Annotated in this window: 14 protein-coding genes; 2 read left to right on the top strand and 12 right to left on the bottom strand. The window is 66.3% G+C overall.

The window, feature by feature from the left end:
* Positions 1 to 33 precede the first annotated feature (33 nt).
* Positions 34 to 4,344 (top strand): RHS repeat-associated core domain-containing protein, encoded by a 4,311-nt coding sequence (locus tag ACFYZB_RS33400; RefSeq protein WP_388764936.1) that lies wholly within the window; start codon positions 34 to 36, stop codon positions 4,342 to 4,344.
* Positions 4,345 to 4,418: 74 nt separating this feature from the next.
* Positions 4,419 to 4,817 carry a DUF6193 family natural product biosynthesis protein gene (locus tag ACFYZB_RS33395; RefSeq protein ID WP_388764902.1) on the top strand — a complete coding sequence of 133 codons (399 nt, stop codon included), beginning with the start codon at positions 4,419 to 4,421 and terminating at the stop codon, positions 4,815 to 4,817.
* A gap of 265 nt (positions 4,818 to 5,082) precedes the next feature.
* On the opposite strand, the gene ACFYZB_RS33390 is transcribed toward ACFYZB_RS33395, so the two are convergent.
* The 12 genes from ACFYZB_RS33390 to ACFYZB_RS33335 all read right to left on the bottom strand — a co-directional run bounded on the left by ACFYZB_RS33390 (position 5,083) and on the right by ACFYZB_RS33335 (position 13,758).
* Positions 5,083 to 5,583 (bottom strand): NUDIX domain-containing protein, encoded by a 501-nt coding sequence (locus tag ACFYZB_RS33390; RefSeq protein WP_388764900.1) that lies wholly within the window; start codon positions 5,581 to 5,583, stop codon positions 5,083 to 5,085.
* Positions 5,584 to 5,585: 2 nt separating this feature from the next.
* On the bottom strand, positions 5,586 to 6,422 hold the full coding sequence (locus ACFYZB_RS33385; RefSeq protein ID WP_388764897.1) for a hypothetical protein: 837 nt from the start codon (positions 6,420 to 6,422) through the stop codon (positions 5,586 to 5,588).
* Complete coding sequence (locus ACFYZB_RS33380) at positions 6,406 to 7,290, bottom strand: aldo/keto reductase (protein ID WP_388764894.1); 885 nt, start codon at positions 7,288 to 7,290, stop codon at positions 6,406 to 6,408. The genes ACFYZB_RS33385 and ACFYZB_RS33380 overlap by 17 nt, the downstream gene beginning before the upstream one ends.
* On the bottom strand, positions 7,287 to 8,456 hold the full coding sequence (locus ACFYZB_RS33375) for a cupin domain-containing protein (RefSeq protein WP_388764892.1): 1,170 nt from the start codon (positions 8,454 to 8,456) through the stop codon (positions 7,287 to 7,289). The genes ACFYZB_RS33380 and ACFYZB_RS33375 overlap by 4 nt, the downstream gene beginning before the upstream one ends.
* A 15-nt stretch (positions 8,457 to 8,471) precedes the next feature.
* Positions 8,472 to 8,606, bottom strand: coding sequence for a hypothetical protein (locus ACFYZB_RS33370; RefSeq protein ID WP_388764891.1), 135 nt, complete (start codon positions 8,604 to 8,606; stop codon positions 8,472 to 8,474).
* A gap of 179 nt (positions 8,607 to 8,785) precedes the next feature.
* Entirely contained in the window at positions 8,786 to 9,109 is a 324-nt protein-coding gene (locus ACFYZB_RS33365) for a hypothetical protein (protein WP_388764889.1), read from the bottom strand.
* Positions 9,103 to 9,510: an ATP-binding protein gene (locus ACFYZB_RS33360; protein ID WP_388764935.1), complete on the bottom strand. Its 408-nt coding sequence runs from the start codon at positions 9,508 to 9,510 to the stop codon at positions 9,103 to 9,105. Before ACFYZB_RS33360 ends, ACFYZB_RS33365 begins: the two co-directional genes overlap by 7 nt.
* Before the next feature lie 171 nt (positions 9,511 to 9,681).
* Positions 9,682 to 10,530 carry a helix-turn-helix domain-containing protein gene (locus ACFYZB_RS33355; protein WP_388764887.1) on the bottom strand — a complete coding sequence of 283 codons (849 nt, stop codon included), beginning with the start codon at positions 10,528 to 10,530 and terminating at the stop codon, positions 9,682 to 9,684.
* Positions 10,531 to 10,545: 15 nt separating this feature from the next.
* Positions 10,546 to 11,079, bottom strand: a complete 534-nt coding sequence (locus ACFYZB_RS33350) for a DUF6879 family protein (protein ID WP_388764885.1) — start codon at positions 11,077 to 11,079, stop codon at positions 10,546 to 10,548.
* Positions 11,048 to 11,314 (bottom strand): hypothetical protein, encoded by a 267-nt coding sequence (locus tag ACFYZB_RS33345; RefSeq protein WP_225099815.1) that lies wholly within the window; start codon positions 11,312 to 11,314, stop codon positions 11,048 to 11,050. The genes ACFYZB_RS33350 and ACFYZB_RS33345 overlap by 32 nt, the downstream gene beginning before the upstream one ends.
* A gap of 162 nt (positions 11,315 to 11,476) precedes the next feature.
* On the bottom strand, positions 11,477 to 13,189 hold the full coding sequence (locus tag ACFYZB_RS33340; protein ID WP_388764882.1) for a relaxase/mobilization nuclease domain-containing protein: 1,713 nt from the start codon (positions 13,187 to 13,189) through the stop codon (positions 11,477 to 11,479).
* Positions 13,186 to 13,758 (bottom strand): MobC family plasmid mobilization relaxosome protein, encoded by a 573-nt coding sequence (locus ACFYZB_RS33335; RefSeq protein WP_388764879.1) that lies wholly within the window; start codon positions 13,756 to 13,758, stop codon positions 13,186 to 13,188. The genes ACFYZB_RS33340 and ACFYZB_RS33335 overlap by 4 nt, the downstream gene beginning before the upstream one ends.
* Between the last annotated feature and the right edge of the window lie 174 nt (positions 13,759 to 13,932).

Genomic DNA, 13,932 nt, shown 5'->3' with positions numbered 1-13,932 from the left:
ACTTACTCCTCACCCGTCACCTCCCATGCCGAGTTGAAGAGCGAAACTGACGGATACACCTTGCAGACCCGAGAGGGAAACAGCCTCCAGTTCGACAAGTCAGGCCTCCTTATTTCGCGGACCGACAAGCAAAGCCACACAACAAGTTACGACTACGACGCCTCAGGTCACCTATCTTCCCTGACAAACCCTCTCGGACATCGCGCAAACTTCAGCTACTCTGGTGACCTGCTGTCGGAAATCAGCCTTTCGGACGGCCGGAAAATTCACTACGGATACAACGATGGCCGGCTTACTTCCGTAAGTGACGCAAACGGCCTCGCCATGTCGTACGCCTACACCGGCGGAAGGCTTTCCAGCATTCAGGATGAGCGTGGAAACTACACCATTCGCAACTCCTACAACGTGGCTGGAAGAGTCTACGAACAGACCGACCCCACCGGAGAAAAGGTCAAGTTTTCATACAAGGGCGGCGAGACCGACGTAACGATGCCGGACGGCGGGGTCTGGAGCGACGTCTACAGCAGCGGCAACGTCCTACTCAATAAGTATGACCCTTTCGGGAATAAGACCTCATTCGAGTACACGTACCGACTCGACCCTCTCAAGGTCACCGACGCCGAAGGACATACAGTTACGACAGAGCCTGATGAAAAGGGACGACTCCGAGTAATTCATGCGCCGCTACATGATGAGCGATGGGACTACTCGTCGGACGGCGACATCCTCGACTACTACAACGGAAACAAGAAGGCATCCGGGTACTATTACGATGCCGATCATAAACTCACAAAGTCGACGGACGCGCTAGGAAAGCGAACTTCGTACACGTACAATTCTCGTGGACTGATCGAAACGGTCACCGATCCCCGGGGCAAGACTATATCGTTCGGCTATGATGACGGCGGCAACCAGACATCGCAAACCCTCCCCGACGGTTCCCGCATCACTCGCACCTTCGACGCAGCCGGACGCACAGCCAGTCTGACTGATCCACGAGGGAACGAGCCCAACGCCAATCCTGCAGATTTCACCACGACGTACGATTTTGATGCTGGCGGACGACTGAAATCCACCACGGACACTAAGGGAAACGCAAGCCACCGTGACTACGACGCCGCCGGTAATCTGACCGCAGTAACCGACGCGGCTGGCGAAGTCACCAATTTCAGCTATGACGCCGCCAATAGGTTGACCGATATTAAGGATCCCGACGGTCACACATCAAAGATCTCCTATGACGTGATGGGGAACGTCGCCTCACGTACTGACGCCTCCGGCGCGAGGACGACCTACACGTACGACAAGGCCGGCCACATGCTGACCATGACAACGCCGCTGGGCAACGTCTCCGGGGCGGATCCTGTCAAGTACACGTGGAAGTACGGCTACGACAAGGTCGGCAACCAGGTCACCGTCACCGACCCCGCGGGCAACACCACCAAGACCGACTACGACGCGGAATACCGGCCGATCGCCGTCACAGACCCGCTCGGACACGTGCGGAAGACTGAGTACGACGGCGAGGGCAACGTCACCAAGACCACCGATGCCCTCGGCAAGACCACCGTCTACGCCTACGACGACGACAGCCAGCTGCTCACCACGACAGACCGCGGTGGCAAGACCATCACCTACACCTACGACGACGCCGGCAACCTCGCCTCCGAGACGTCACCGCGGGGCAGCAAGACCACCTACGGCTACGACGACAACGGCCGCCTGACCACCAAGGTGGAACCGCGCGGCAACGCCTCCGGCGCCGACCCGTCCCAGTACACCTGGCGCACCGTCTACGACGCCGCCGGCAACATCGCCAGCCAGACCGACCCCTACGGCGTCAAAGCCGTCTCCAACACCTACGACGGCGACGGTCGCCTCACCGAACGCGCCGACGCCCTGGGCAAGAAGACGGTCTACGGCTACGACAAGCTGGGTCGGCTCACGACCGTCACCACCCCCGACGGCGGAACCACCACCCTCGGCTACGACGACCTGGGCAACCTGACGTCTCGCAAGGACGCCAACGGCCACACCACCAGCTACGGCTACGACGACTCTGGCCGCCTCAACAAGGTCACCGATCCCCTGGGCCGCGCCACTGCCTTCCTGTACGACGTCAACGGCAACCGGACTAAGACCACCAACGCCCGCGGGCAGACCATCACCAACACCTACGACGCCCGCAATCTGGTCACCAAAACCACCTACTCCGATGGCACCCCGGCCGTCTCACACACCTACGACGCGGCCGGCCACCCCAAGACCGTCACGGACGGCACCGGCACCAGCACCTTCACCTACGACAACGAAGACCGGCCGCTGACCATCACCTCCCCTGGGGCCACAAACCCCTACAAGTACACCTACAACCCCAACGGGGCCCTCAGCAGCCGGACCTATCCCGACGGTCGTGCCATCACCTACGCCTACGACGACGACGGCCACATCACGGGCCAGACGGCAGGCGGTAAGACCACGTCCTATGCCTACGACGCCGCAGGGAACCTCACCGCGACCAAGCTGCCCACGACCACAGCCGTCACCGAAGCTCGCACCTACGACAAGGCAGGACGCCTCGCCTCGCTCTCGGAAGGCACCGGCGCCCGCTACTTCCAACGGGACGACGACGGCCGCATCACCGCCGACTACTTCAAGGACGCCACCACAACCGGCCTCGCCGACCGCTACGCCTACGACGATGCCGGCCGGATGACCCGCGCCTGCACCGACGCCTCCACCACCGACTCCTGTCTCACCGGCAGCAGCGGCAGTACCTATAGCTATGACAAGGTGGGCAACCTCACCACCTCGTCCACCTCCACCAGCACCCGGACCAACACGTACGACGCTGCCGACCAGCTCACCAAACGCGTCGAAGGCACAACCACTGTCGACTTCACCTACGACGCCGACGGCAACCTCACCAAGGACGACAACGGCACCTATGTCTCCGACCCGGCCGGACACCTCAAGTCCGCCACTCTCGGCACCGACACCTACACCTTCGTCAACGATGCCGACGGCAACCGCACCACCACCAACAAGAACAACGCACTTTGGCGAACGACCCGGTGGGACCTGGTCGGCCCTCTGGCGCAGATCGCCACGGAGACCAACAGCAGCGGTGCCTTGATCGCGGACTACCAGTACAACCCCGGCGGCGTCGCCGAAGCGCAGAACCGCTCCGCTGGCGTCTTCTACATGCGCCACGACCGCCAGGGCTCCGTCACTGCGGTCTACGACGCGGCTGGCAAGGAGAACTACACCTACACCTACACCGCCTGGGGCGTGTCCACGGGCAAAGCGAACATCACCAACGGTCAGAGCAGCATTTTCGGCTACACCGGCCAGTACAAGGACCCCGCTCTCACCAGCCGCCTGTACCTGCGCGAGCGTAGCTATGATCCCGATAACCGGCGCTTCACCAGCCCCGACCCTGCTCCCGTAGGCAACGACAGCCCCAACCTGTCGACCTACGCCTACGCCAACAACGACCCCGTCAACCATGACGACCCCTCCGGCCGCTGCCCCGTCTGCGTCAGCGCCGGCATCGGTGCCGCCGTCGGCGCCGCCATCGAGGGGGGCATCTACGGGTGGCAACACCGCAATGGCGGGTTCACCTGGGGTGGCTTCGCCGAAGCTACCGGAGAGGGTGCCGTTACGGGCGCCATCGCCGGCGCCATCATGCCCGGCGCCGGCAACGCCGCCGCTCGTGCCCTCGGCCTGAGTGGCGGCCGTGCCCTAGCCACTTCCTCCGTTGTCAACGCCGGCGTGGGAGCTGGCCTTTCGTGGGCCGTCAACGAGGCTCATTGCCAGCCGACCACTCCCTGGGATCTACTGTTCGGTGCTGCAGGCGGCGCCAGCAGCAGCCTCGCCGGCCCGGCCTTCGACTGGCTCAAGGGCAAGTTCACTCCGCGGACGACGCCCCCACGTTTTGGTCCTGGGGCGGCTCACGCGGATGACCCCGCTGTTGCCCCAGTCAAGCAGCCCGGCCCGCATCTCGCTCTTGGCCTCCGTGACATCCGTGGTGGAGAGCGAGGCATCCTGCAGAAGTTCGCTCAAAAGATGGGAGCGATTCTCTACAACGATCCCATCTTCAACCTTCCCGGCGGTGGAGCCACTATGACCCCGAAGATGGTCAAGGACATGATCGACGTAGTGGTCGCGAAGAACGGAAAGATTTCCTTCAACATGCAAGGCATCCAGGGTGTCGACCAAATGCTGTCCGATGCACCCACGTACATCGGACAGTCTGTGACAGCCCACGAGCTCCGGTACGTGTGCGGGAACAAGGCAGCGCGCGCCATCACCACGTTCTACAACGGCGAAGCACCCTGCTAGATCAAAGGTGCCGATCCGTGCCTACGGCGAAAGGTGCCGCCCTCAGGTCTGGAGGGCGGCACCTTTCGCTGCACTTGACCTCGCTCACCAACACCAAGGATGATCGCGCTATGAGAAACCGTGATGAAGAGTGGGACGCCCTACTGGAGGAGTTCAGTCCGCCGCATGCATCCGGCAGCTTGGCCACCGACGAGATGTGGAAGCTAATCTCGGCGGCCTCAGAGAATCCCACGTTGAGATCGCTCTACCCTGCCGTATCGATGTGGTCACTCACATTCTCAGAGGCCGACTCACTCGAAGACATCAAGGATGCATTGCCCGCGATCTCCGCCACCAATGGAGAATACCGGGTCCTTTCCTGGCCTTATCCGGAAGAGACCTGCCTATTCCTTACAAGCGATCCGACTGAAGCGGTTGAATATGCAGCAGAATGGATCGGAAGCCGCGAGCCCCGCCAACGTGACGGAGAATAGAAAACAGTGCGATCTACTCAGTACAGCGACTGAGGTGAATTCCGTAGATGTAGATTTACTGATCGCAGACCTGAATACGATGAAGCGCCTGACCGAAATGCTGATCACCATCGCAGAGCGCCGATAGGATAATTGAGGGCTCTGCTCCGGGCAAGCGAGCTGGAAGGACTCACTCTCGTTCGGCATCGTGAAGGGTGGCAGCTCACCCTGATTGCGTGCGGCATCGTGCCTTTGTCCTTTCTGGCCACGGTGACGCCGTAGGTCTCTACTTCCACCCGTCCAGCGACACCTGAGGGCCATCGGTGAGATATCGGTGGAGGGCGCTCGCAGTGGTGTCCACGAAAATTTCTGGGATGGTCCTGGCGTCGATCCAGCAGACCTGGGCGTGCTTGCGAGGCTCGCGGTTCTGTGGTTCACCGGACCACTCGTGTGCGGTGAAGACAACCGTCAGGAAGCCGTTGGGAGCCTCGACGCCCCAGGCACCGTGGATGATGTGGGCGACCTTCAGGGACTCCGGCTTCACGGTCAGACCGGTTTCCTCGTACAGCTCGCGCACCGCGGTCTCGGTAATCGGCTCACCGGGCTCGCTTTTACCGACAGGCAGGTCCCACATGCCCTGAGCGAACTTGGCATTCTGGCTGCGCTGGAGGAGGACGACGCGGTTGGTGGCCTTGTCGTGGACGATGACAGCGGGGACCAGCAAGGTCATGGAATCGAGCGCGGGCTTGAGGGCCTTGGGCTCGTCGTCGGTTGTCCGCTGAGCCACTCTCAGGCCGTCCTCTCATACGCCGTCTCCAGGTACTCCTTCACCGGGCCCACCAGCTCCTTGTAGAACGGCGTGCGGTCGGCTGCCTGAAGGATCTGGGCGCAGACAGTCAGTTCTGCCACGCGTGCGGCCCGGGTGTCGAGGATGTGGGAGAAGGTCTCGCGGACGCGGGCGGCCGTGACGGGGGTGTGGAGGGAGTAGAGGTAGAGCTGGGCGGCATCGAAGGCGACCGGGGCTCGCCCCCAGCCCTCCCAGTCGAGGATGGTGAGGTCGGGGCTGCCGAGATTGGACCAGTGGAAATCGCCATGGGCGGTGGACCACTCGATCTGACCGACATCGCAGCCCGTGTATTCGGGGACGGCTCGGCGGATGTACTCCTCGCGTACGGCGATGCGTTCTGTGGGGGCTTCGGCAAGGTGGTCGAGTGCCGTCCGCAGCTTCGCCCACCATGCCTCGGGGAGAGCCGGGTCGTGTTCGAGGACCGGTGAGCGGGAGATGACGGTGGCGTCCGTGTGCTGGTACAGCTCCGCCCGGTGCGCCCAGCCAGCGTCCTGCCAGTCATGGACGTCGTGGAGGACAGGACGGGGGATCGCCGGAGGAAGCAGCTCCTGAGCAGTCTTCGGGCCGTCCCAGAGTTTCCCGTACGCCTTGTCGGGCCGCTCCGCGACGACGCGGAGCCAGCCGGTGCCCTGCGCGCTGGTCACGGCGCCGGAGAGGGTCCGGCCGGCGTAGCCCCAGACGGGCTCCTCGGCAAGGTCGGTCAGCATGAGAGCGGCGCACGCAAAAGCCCTGGCGGTACGCATGCGCTGGGCGGTGGCGTCGTCAGGCGCCGAGAACATCGATCACCTCGTGCAGGGTCTTGTCCGGGAGCGGAGGTAGAGCGAGGACGCGCTGGGCGGCCTCCCAGTGTTGCGCATGCCCGGACCCCAGCAGGACGTGATTCACCCCTGGGGTGGACGCGGCGACGCGCAGCGCGGCCTCGGCAGGGGTAGCGCCTGGGTCAATGAGCAGGGCGAGTTCGTCCGTGACCATGGTGGGGAGTTCTCCGCCATGCAGGGGCGCGGAAATGAACGTGTCCAGGCCAGCTGCGGTCGCCTCAGCGAGAGGGCCGGTGCCCTCCAGAGCCTGGGCTACCGGCTTGAGCATGACCAGCGATACGGGGAGTTGGATGGCGGCCAGGTGATGGCCGGGGCCTCCGCAGCGGGTGGCGATGTCGAGGAGGTCGGCAACGCTGAACACACCGTCGAAGCCGGTCCAGGTCGCGATACCGTAGCCACCGATCCGTCCGGCTCGCGCCTCGGCTTCGAGAGCGGTGAAGGCGCTGGTGATTGCGTCGTGAGGGCGGTCGGCTCGTTCGGGGTTGTGGATGAAGACGATGTCCGGCACGCGGCCCAGCTCTGCGACGTTGTGGCGGCTCTGCCAGGCGACGTAGCAGTGTGTGAGGCAGTGGCCTGAAGCGGCTTCGGCTGGTGTGAGAACTCCGGCTTCCTTGGCGGCCGTAGCGATGTCGGGGGTGAAGAACCCGACCTTCGTCGACACACGCAGCTCCGGGTTCCCGGCGAGCACGGGCTGAAGCTGGGCCTGGGCGCGGCCTTGGTGGTAGTTGGGGGCGGTGTCGATCCAGGACGCCCCGCAGGCGACCGCGTGGACGGCCGCCTGCGGTATGTCCCGGCACCGGTACGTTCCCAATGCGAGGTCGGGGCTCACGGCTCGCTCACCGCCGCGATGTTTGCGTTGACCAGTTCGGTAATGAGCCTGGCAACCTGTCCGACTGTGAGACCGCTCGCTTTCGCCAGGTACCCCAGCGATGTCGAGGAGCCGTCGAGGAGTGGCGACAGTACAGCGCGTACGGACGCGGTGAACGTCCACTCTTCGCCGCCGGCGAGGAGCACGACCTGGTCCTGATCGTTGTCGGTGAGCTGGGCTCGGGCTGTGGTGAGCCGGACGCTCAGGTCCTCTCGAGCCGGTACGGCGTCGAGGAAGGGCAGTGACGGCATGGGGCGGCCCGGTTCGATGCCGTCCCTCGCGGTGAGGAAGTCTCTGATCGCGCCGTCGTGGAGGGCGTCCGTGACTTCCTTGCGGAGGAGTTCGAGGTAGGCGGCCTGTTCCTGCGGCGGGGCGAAGACGGGCAGGTGCGCGCGTACGGTTTCCGAGGTCCGCAGCCGGTCTGAAAGCCAGCCCAGCAGATCGGCGCCGGTCGTGGTCTGGAGTCCGCACGTCAGGTGCAGGGATCGGCCCTCGGTGGCCGCCACCGTGTGCCACCAGCCCCGGGGCAGGTACAGCATGTCGCCGGCGTGCAGGACGAGCTCTTCGATGGGCTCGTCGGCCGGAGGTTCCGGGGCTTCGGTGTCACGGTGCATCGGGTTGGTCCGGGTCGGCCCGTACAGACGCCACCGCTTGGCTCCTTCGAGCTGGACCACGATGACGTCGTGATCGTCCCAGTGGGTGCCGAAGCCCTCCGTCGCGGTCCAGGAGGCGTACACGTTGATCTGGACACGGCCCCGGAAGACCGCTTCGAGGGCCTGTGCCAGGCGTTCGGCGGGCTGGTGGAGTTCATCCACGGCGTCCAGGACCAGTGAGGCGCCGTCGTGGAGCTGGCCATGCAGCCGGGAGGGCTGGATGCGCTGCCACACCACGTTCCTGCGGGTGGTGACGACGGTGGCGTAGCGCTGCCAGGGGATGAGTTCCCCGTCGCGGTGAAGGCGGAGGCGAGGCGGTTCAAGGCGGCCCCGGCCGATGACGGTGTTGAGGTCGCCCCATGTCAGGACGGAGGAGAAGTCGGCGACGCTGCGCCAGATGCGGTAGGTGCGGCCGAAGGCCCCGGTGGGGAAGTCCCCACCGAGGCGTTCGACCACCTTCGAGAAGGCGGTCACTTCTGTCGGCTCCGCTCAGTCGTTGGTGTCGGAGACGCCGGTCGAGCCGCCGTCGGACGGCTGCTCCGCACGGGAGCGGGCGGCAGCGATGGACTTCCGGGAGACGATCAGCCCGTGCTCGGCGGGCTCCATGACGACGTTCTCGGGCATCGTGCACTCCTGTTTCTCTCGGCTTCCTCCCGCTCAGTCAGAGCGAGAGGTTTTGGGTAGATCCGCTGTGCCGGTTGCAGTCAGCGGTCTGGAGCGGCGCCCGCCCACCTGGGGGGAGACGAGAGGACGCCGTACCGCCCGGGGCTGTCCTTCGGTACACCGGGCGGGGTCTGTGGGTACTACAGGGAGGCCCGCAGGCCCTCCAGGACGAGCGAGAGCAGCGCCGTGTCCGGCCGGGTGGCCTCGACGGCGGCTCGCCCGTCGGCGTGCCAGTGCGCGAGTCGTTCGTGCCACGCGGCCTCGGCGCGCATGACTTCGGTACGGATATCTGCCAGCGCCAGATCGGTTTCCGTGCGCAGCCGCACGAGGTCGGCGGGTGTCAGGCGCAGGGTGCGGACGGTGATCCTGCCCTGCGTGCGGCGGGGTACAGCCAGCTCCACGCATCGCTCCGGATCGGCGACGCCCGCCAGCTCGTCTTCTGGCAGCAGTCGCAAGGTCAGCATGGCGGGACTGCCAGCTCCGCCCAGACGGTTTTGCCCCAACGCTTTCGGTCATAGCCCCAGCGGTGTGACAGCGCGTCGATCAGTACGAGGCCACGCCCGGTTTCATCGCCGCCGGCGGCCGGACCCATTTTCGGCAGGGCGTGGGATTTGTCGGTGACGCCGATCCGTACGAGATCGTTCGTGACGCGTCGGACGGACACCCGAATCAGACGGCACGGGGTGTGGCGGACTGCGTTGGCCACCAGCTCGGAGACGATCAGTGTGCCCGCATCGGCCATCTCGCCTATGCCCCAGGTGTTCAGCGTGGCCGAGACGAGCCGCCGGGCACGGCGGGCCGTCTCGGGCTCGCAGGGGAGGGTTTCGCTGTAACCGGCCGGTCCGACTGTGGTGGGTCTCGTCATGACGCTCACGGGGTCGTCTCCTCGGGGCTGGGAACGTCCCGCTCGCAACGGGGGTGCGAGCGGGACTCTCCTCCACTGCCGCCGAGGGGAGCCTGGCCTGCCCGGCGACGTCAACGACCGTACGTAGAGCCGGAGTTTTGCCTCAACGGAATTGCGGGGAATTGCGCAATGTCATCCGAGGGAGTCGATCGCCGTGTTGATCAGAGCGCGGGCGGCGTTGCCGTGGACAGCCATCTTCGTCAGCTCCCCGAACGCCTTGCGGTAGTCGGCAAGTTCGCGCGGTTGCACCACGTTGACCTCGGCCGTGAGGGTTTCCACGACGCTGCGTGTGCCGTCATGGAGGTAGAACGCCTCCAGCGGCCACATGGTCCTCTGCACGGTAAAGGGGATGACGCCCAGGGAGACGGAAGGGAGCGGCATTACGGCCAGCAGATGCCTCAGCTGTCCGGCCATCGTCTCGGCGTCGCCCACGCGGTAGCGCAGGACGCACTCCTCCATGAGCACGATGAACCGGTGTCCGCCCTCGTACAGGAAACGGCTTCGGGCGACGCGGGCCGCGACGGCCTCCGAGACGTCGTTGGGGGTCCCCTGGAAGTCGGTTATGGCCTCCATCAGGGCCGTGGCATATGCGGGGGTCTGGAAGAAGCCGGGCACGACGTTGGAGACGTATGCGCGTGTGACGCCGGTCTGCGCGTAGAGGTCGTAGAAGTGCTCCTGGGTCTTGCGCATGCCCATCCGATGGCTTCTGCGCCACTCCACGTACATCGAGTCGACGGCGCGGGCCGTGGCGATCAGGTCGTCGGCCTGGTCGGCGGCGCCACAGGCAGCGCACCAGGCGCGGATGTCCACGTCGGTGGGCTGTACCTCGGCCTTCTGGATGCGGGTGGTTTTCGCGGGGTGCCAGCCGCACCGGGCGGAGAGTTCCTTCCCGGTGAGGCCGGCGTCCTTGCGAAGGTGGGTCAGGCGCACGGCGAGCGCTTCACGGGCAGCCTGAGCGCTGGACGAAGGAGAAGCGGGCATGGGGCGGAGCGGCGGTCAGACGGTGTACTTCTCGTGGTCGACGGCGCGCTCCCACACGGCCTCGAACGCGTCGGAGCACAGCTTGACCACAGTGGGGTCCTCGCTGAATTCCTTGGGCGGATCCGCCCAATCGCCGTCTCCGGTGAAGATGTTGAACTGCACCAAGCGGTCGTCGAACAGCCAGAAGTCGGCTCCCGGCAGGGCGATGTCCACGGCCCGCCGGCGGGGCAGCCAGCGCACCAGTTCACCCGCCTCGACGTTCAGCGGGGTGGCGGCGTGCTCCCAGCGGATGTAGTCCGTCACGGGCTCGGAGACGATCCTGGCCCGGCGCATCACCACGCCCCGGCCGACGGCCTCCCGCACCATGCCCAGCCAGCCCGGCCACCACCGCGACGTCGGATCGAGATCGACGTGGCCGGTGCGCTTGAACTCCTCGAACTCCTCAGCCTCGTCACCGACGCCGTACGCGTCGCGCATCTCCAGATGCACCGCGCTACGGTGGGTACCGGCAAGCAGCTCAGCGAAGCTCGGCACGCCGCTCTGCGACATCGCACGCCTCCCTCAGAATCGGCACCATGCGGGCCGGAATGCGGATCACCGTCTCGTGGGCGGGGATCCCCACCGCGTGACCGGCGACCCACTCCGTACCGCTGACCAGTGCCTCCAGCGCTTCCTCAGCCTTGACGCCCTGGAGGACCAGGTCAGCCGTCTCCTCTTCCACCCACACCGTCGGCGACCCCTCGCCCCCGGTGTTGGGGTCGATCCCGATGAACTGTAGGTCCACGATGCCCTCCCAGATCAAGTCGGTTGCGCGTTCTTGCGTGCGACGCTTCCGAAGTGGGCAAGCGTCGTCAAGGGCACAGGGTCGGTTCGGTGTGACGTTGGCTTGAACGCACCAACTCTCAGTCACAGAAGCTGCGGGGCGCACGGCGAAACCACACGGCGCCTACCGGTGCTTTCGGTGCTGCTGTTCGGTGGGGGTCCCCGCCACCGAGAGCTGGGGACTCCTGTTCTGCTGGGTGGGCGTCGAGGCTGCGATGGCCGAGCGTCGGCGGGCGGCTTCGGCGCGGCGGTTAGGGGCCGGGTTGCGGCCGGTGTGCTGGATGCGGGTGATCAGTACACGGGCGGGTTGGCAGGCTGTGGTCAGTTCGCGTTGGGCGGCGGCCTCCTTGAGGAGTTGGTGGGGTTGGTGGCCTCGGGCTTCAGCGTCGGCGAGGACGGTGGCGAGCGCGGGCCAGGCCGGGTCGGCGAGGATCCTCTCGGCGTGATCGGGGACGGCTGTTCGCAGGTCATTCGCGAAAACGCGGCGGGCTTGATCCCTGGGCGGGCGGGCTGCGAGTTCGGCGAGCGTCGCGGCGAAGGCGCGGTCCGCGGTTGTCTGCAGGTGCTGGATGGTCTGGCGGGCGGCGTCGGCCTGGTGGGCGTGGTTCTTCGCTTCGTGCCAGCGCTCAGCGACGATGGTGGCCCAGACGAGGGCGGCGAGCAGGGCGGCGAGCGCGCTGCCGTCGGGGCCGGTGGCGGTGTGGGCAATGTCGCGTGCCGCACTGCGCAGGGCGTGGGCGGCTCGGTCTTCTGCGCGGATCCGAGAGTGCTGGGCTCGGGCGAACGCCTTGGATGCGGCCTGGAGTTCGGCGCGCAGGTTGGCGGGTGCCTTCTGGGCGGTGGCTTCGAGCAATTCGCCGAGGGCTGCGATGTGGGCCTGGGCGTGGGTGTCGTCGGCGAGGTCGGTGTGGAGGGTGTCGAGCGCGTCGGTGGCCTGGTGCCATGGGGTGGTGGGGCAGTTACGGCGGGCGGTGGGGTGCTCTTCGGGCTGGCCGGATTCGAGACGGGCCTTGATCTTGGGCAGGGAGAGGTCGGGGGCGATCTTGCCTCCCGGGTGGAAGATCTGCTCGTCGTCCTCGTTGAGGTCGCCGGGGCGGCCTACGGCGTAGCCGAGGAGGTCTCCTGACGGCCCGCGCCGGGCCTTGACCTCGATGCCGTCGGCTTCCAGGTAGGCGATGAATTCCTCGGCGTTGGTCACGTGGGGGATGGCGGCGCGGATGCGGTCCTGGAGCCACTCGGGGCTGGTCTGTTCCCAGCCGAGGCGTTCGGCTTTGTGCATCTCGGCCTGGGTGGGGCGGCGGGCGCCGGTGCGGTCGCCCTTCGTCAGCCGGCGCAGCCCGTAGTCCTTCTCGATCTCGCGGCAGGCGTCGCCGACACGCAGGCCGCTGTCGTGGAGTTTGGGGCGGCGGCCGTCCTCGCGCACGGTGGTGGCGAGGATGTGGATGTGGTCGTCGGCGTGGCGTACGGCGATCCAGCGGCAGGCCAGATCATCACCGGCGGGGGCGATGCCGACCGCCTCTACGATGCGCTGGGCTATCTCGCCCCACTCGGCGTCGGAGAGGTAGCGGTCCTCGGGAGCGGCGCGGACGGGGCAATGCCAGACGTGGTCGGTGACCTTCTTGCCGAACTCGTTGTTGCGCAGCCGGACGGGTTCGTCGAGGTAGCGGGCGAGTTCGGTGAGGGTGGCGTCCTCGTCGCGGCCGGGGTCGGGCATGCCGAGCATGGCGAATCCGGCCACGATGTGCGGGTCGAGGTGTTCGTCGTGGCGGCCGGGGCCGTAGAGGTAGGCGAGCAGGCCGCGGGTGTTGGACCCGGCCGGTTTGATGGCGGCGATCACGCGGGCAGTTCCTCCTCATCCAGCTCGGCCGGCCCGGCGGGCTGGCGCAGGGCCTCGGCGATCAGCTCCAGCAGCTGCTGGAGTTCGGTCAGGCGCTGGCGGATGTCGGGTGGGGTGAGGTCGCTGTTGAGGGCGCGGGCGATCTGGTTGATGTTGACGCCGATGCGGTTGAGCTGGCGCAGGACCTGGGCGCGGAAGTGGTGGGTGCGGCGGCGGTCCTCGGACAGCGGCAGGTTGGCGGTGAACCGCCCGGTGATGAAGGCCATGACCACGTCGGCGGCGAATCCGGAGTCGCCCTTGTAACCGTGCTCGGCGGCGACGTCCTGGAGGCGGGCACGCTCCTCATCGAGGAACCGCAGGGGACCGACGCGTGCATCACGCTTCTCGCCGGTAAAGCGACGGATCGTCGGCTGCACGCTCTTCACAGTGGGCTCGCCAGCGGTGGCAGCATCTTCGCGTACGGGGCGCAGGATCTGACGCTGGACGGCGTGGAGTGTGTCCGGGTCGGGGCCGCCCTCGGCCCCGGCCTCCTGGTCCGGCGCCCCCTGGCGCTGGGCCGTCTCCGCCACCCCCGGGGCGGAGACCCCCGAAGACCGGCCTGGAGTCGGACTCGGGGTACTACTGGCTCCGCCAGGGGCTCCGAAGTTGAGCGCCCGCCGCAAACGCTCTTTCCAGCCAGACTGCTTCGCCGGCTCTTCGTTGGGGTCGGCTTCGGGGCGCCGGATGCTGCTCACGGCATCGTC

This window comes from Streptomyces sp. NPDC001852 (genome assembly GCF_042891825.1).
GTDB lineage: Bacteria > Actinomycetota > Actinomycetes > Streptomycetales > Streptomycetaceae > Streptomyces.
The sequence above is the reverse complement of the archived record's forward strand: the minus strand, read 5'-3'. Positions and strand labels throughout refer to the sequence as shown.

What these genes read in the sequence shown, in the direction of transcription:
- ACFYZB_RS33385 (WP_388764897.1), bottom strand. Translation starts at nt 6,422, where the DNA reads ATGTTCTCGGCGCCTGACGACGCCACCGCCCAGCGCATGCGTACCGCC.
- ACFYZB_RS33370 (WP_388764891.1), bottom strand. Translation starts at nt 8,606, where the DNA reads ATGCCCGAGAACGTCGTCATGGAGCCCGCCGAGCACGGGCTGATCGTC.
- ACFYZB_RS33365 (WP_388764889.1), bottom strand. Translation starts at nt 9,109, where the DNA reads ATGCTGACCTTGCGACTGCTGCCAGAAGACGAGCTGGCGGGCGTCGCC.
- ACFYZB_RS33360 (WP_388764935.1), bottom strand. Translation starts at nt 9,510, where the DNA reads ATGACGAGACCCACCACAGTCGGACCGGCCGGTTACAGCGAAACCCTC.
- ACFYZB_RS33355 (WP_388764887.1), bottom strand. Translation starts at nt 10,530, where the DNA reads ATGCCCGCTTCTCCTTCGTCCAGCGCTCAGGCTGCCCGTGAAGCGCTC.
- ACFYZB_RS33350 (WP_388764885.1), bottom strand. Translation starts at nt 11,079, where the DNA reads ATGTCGCAGAGCGGCGTGCCGAGCTTCGCTGAGCTGCTTGCCGGTACC.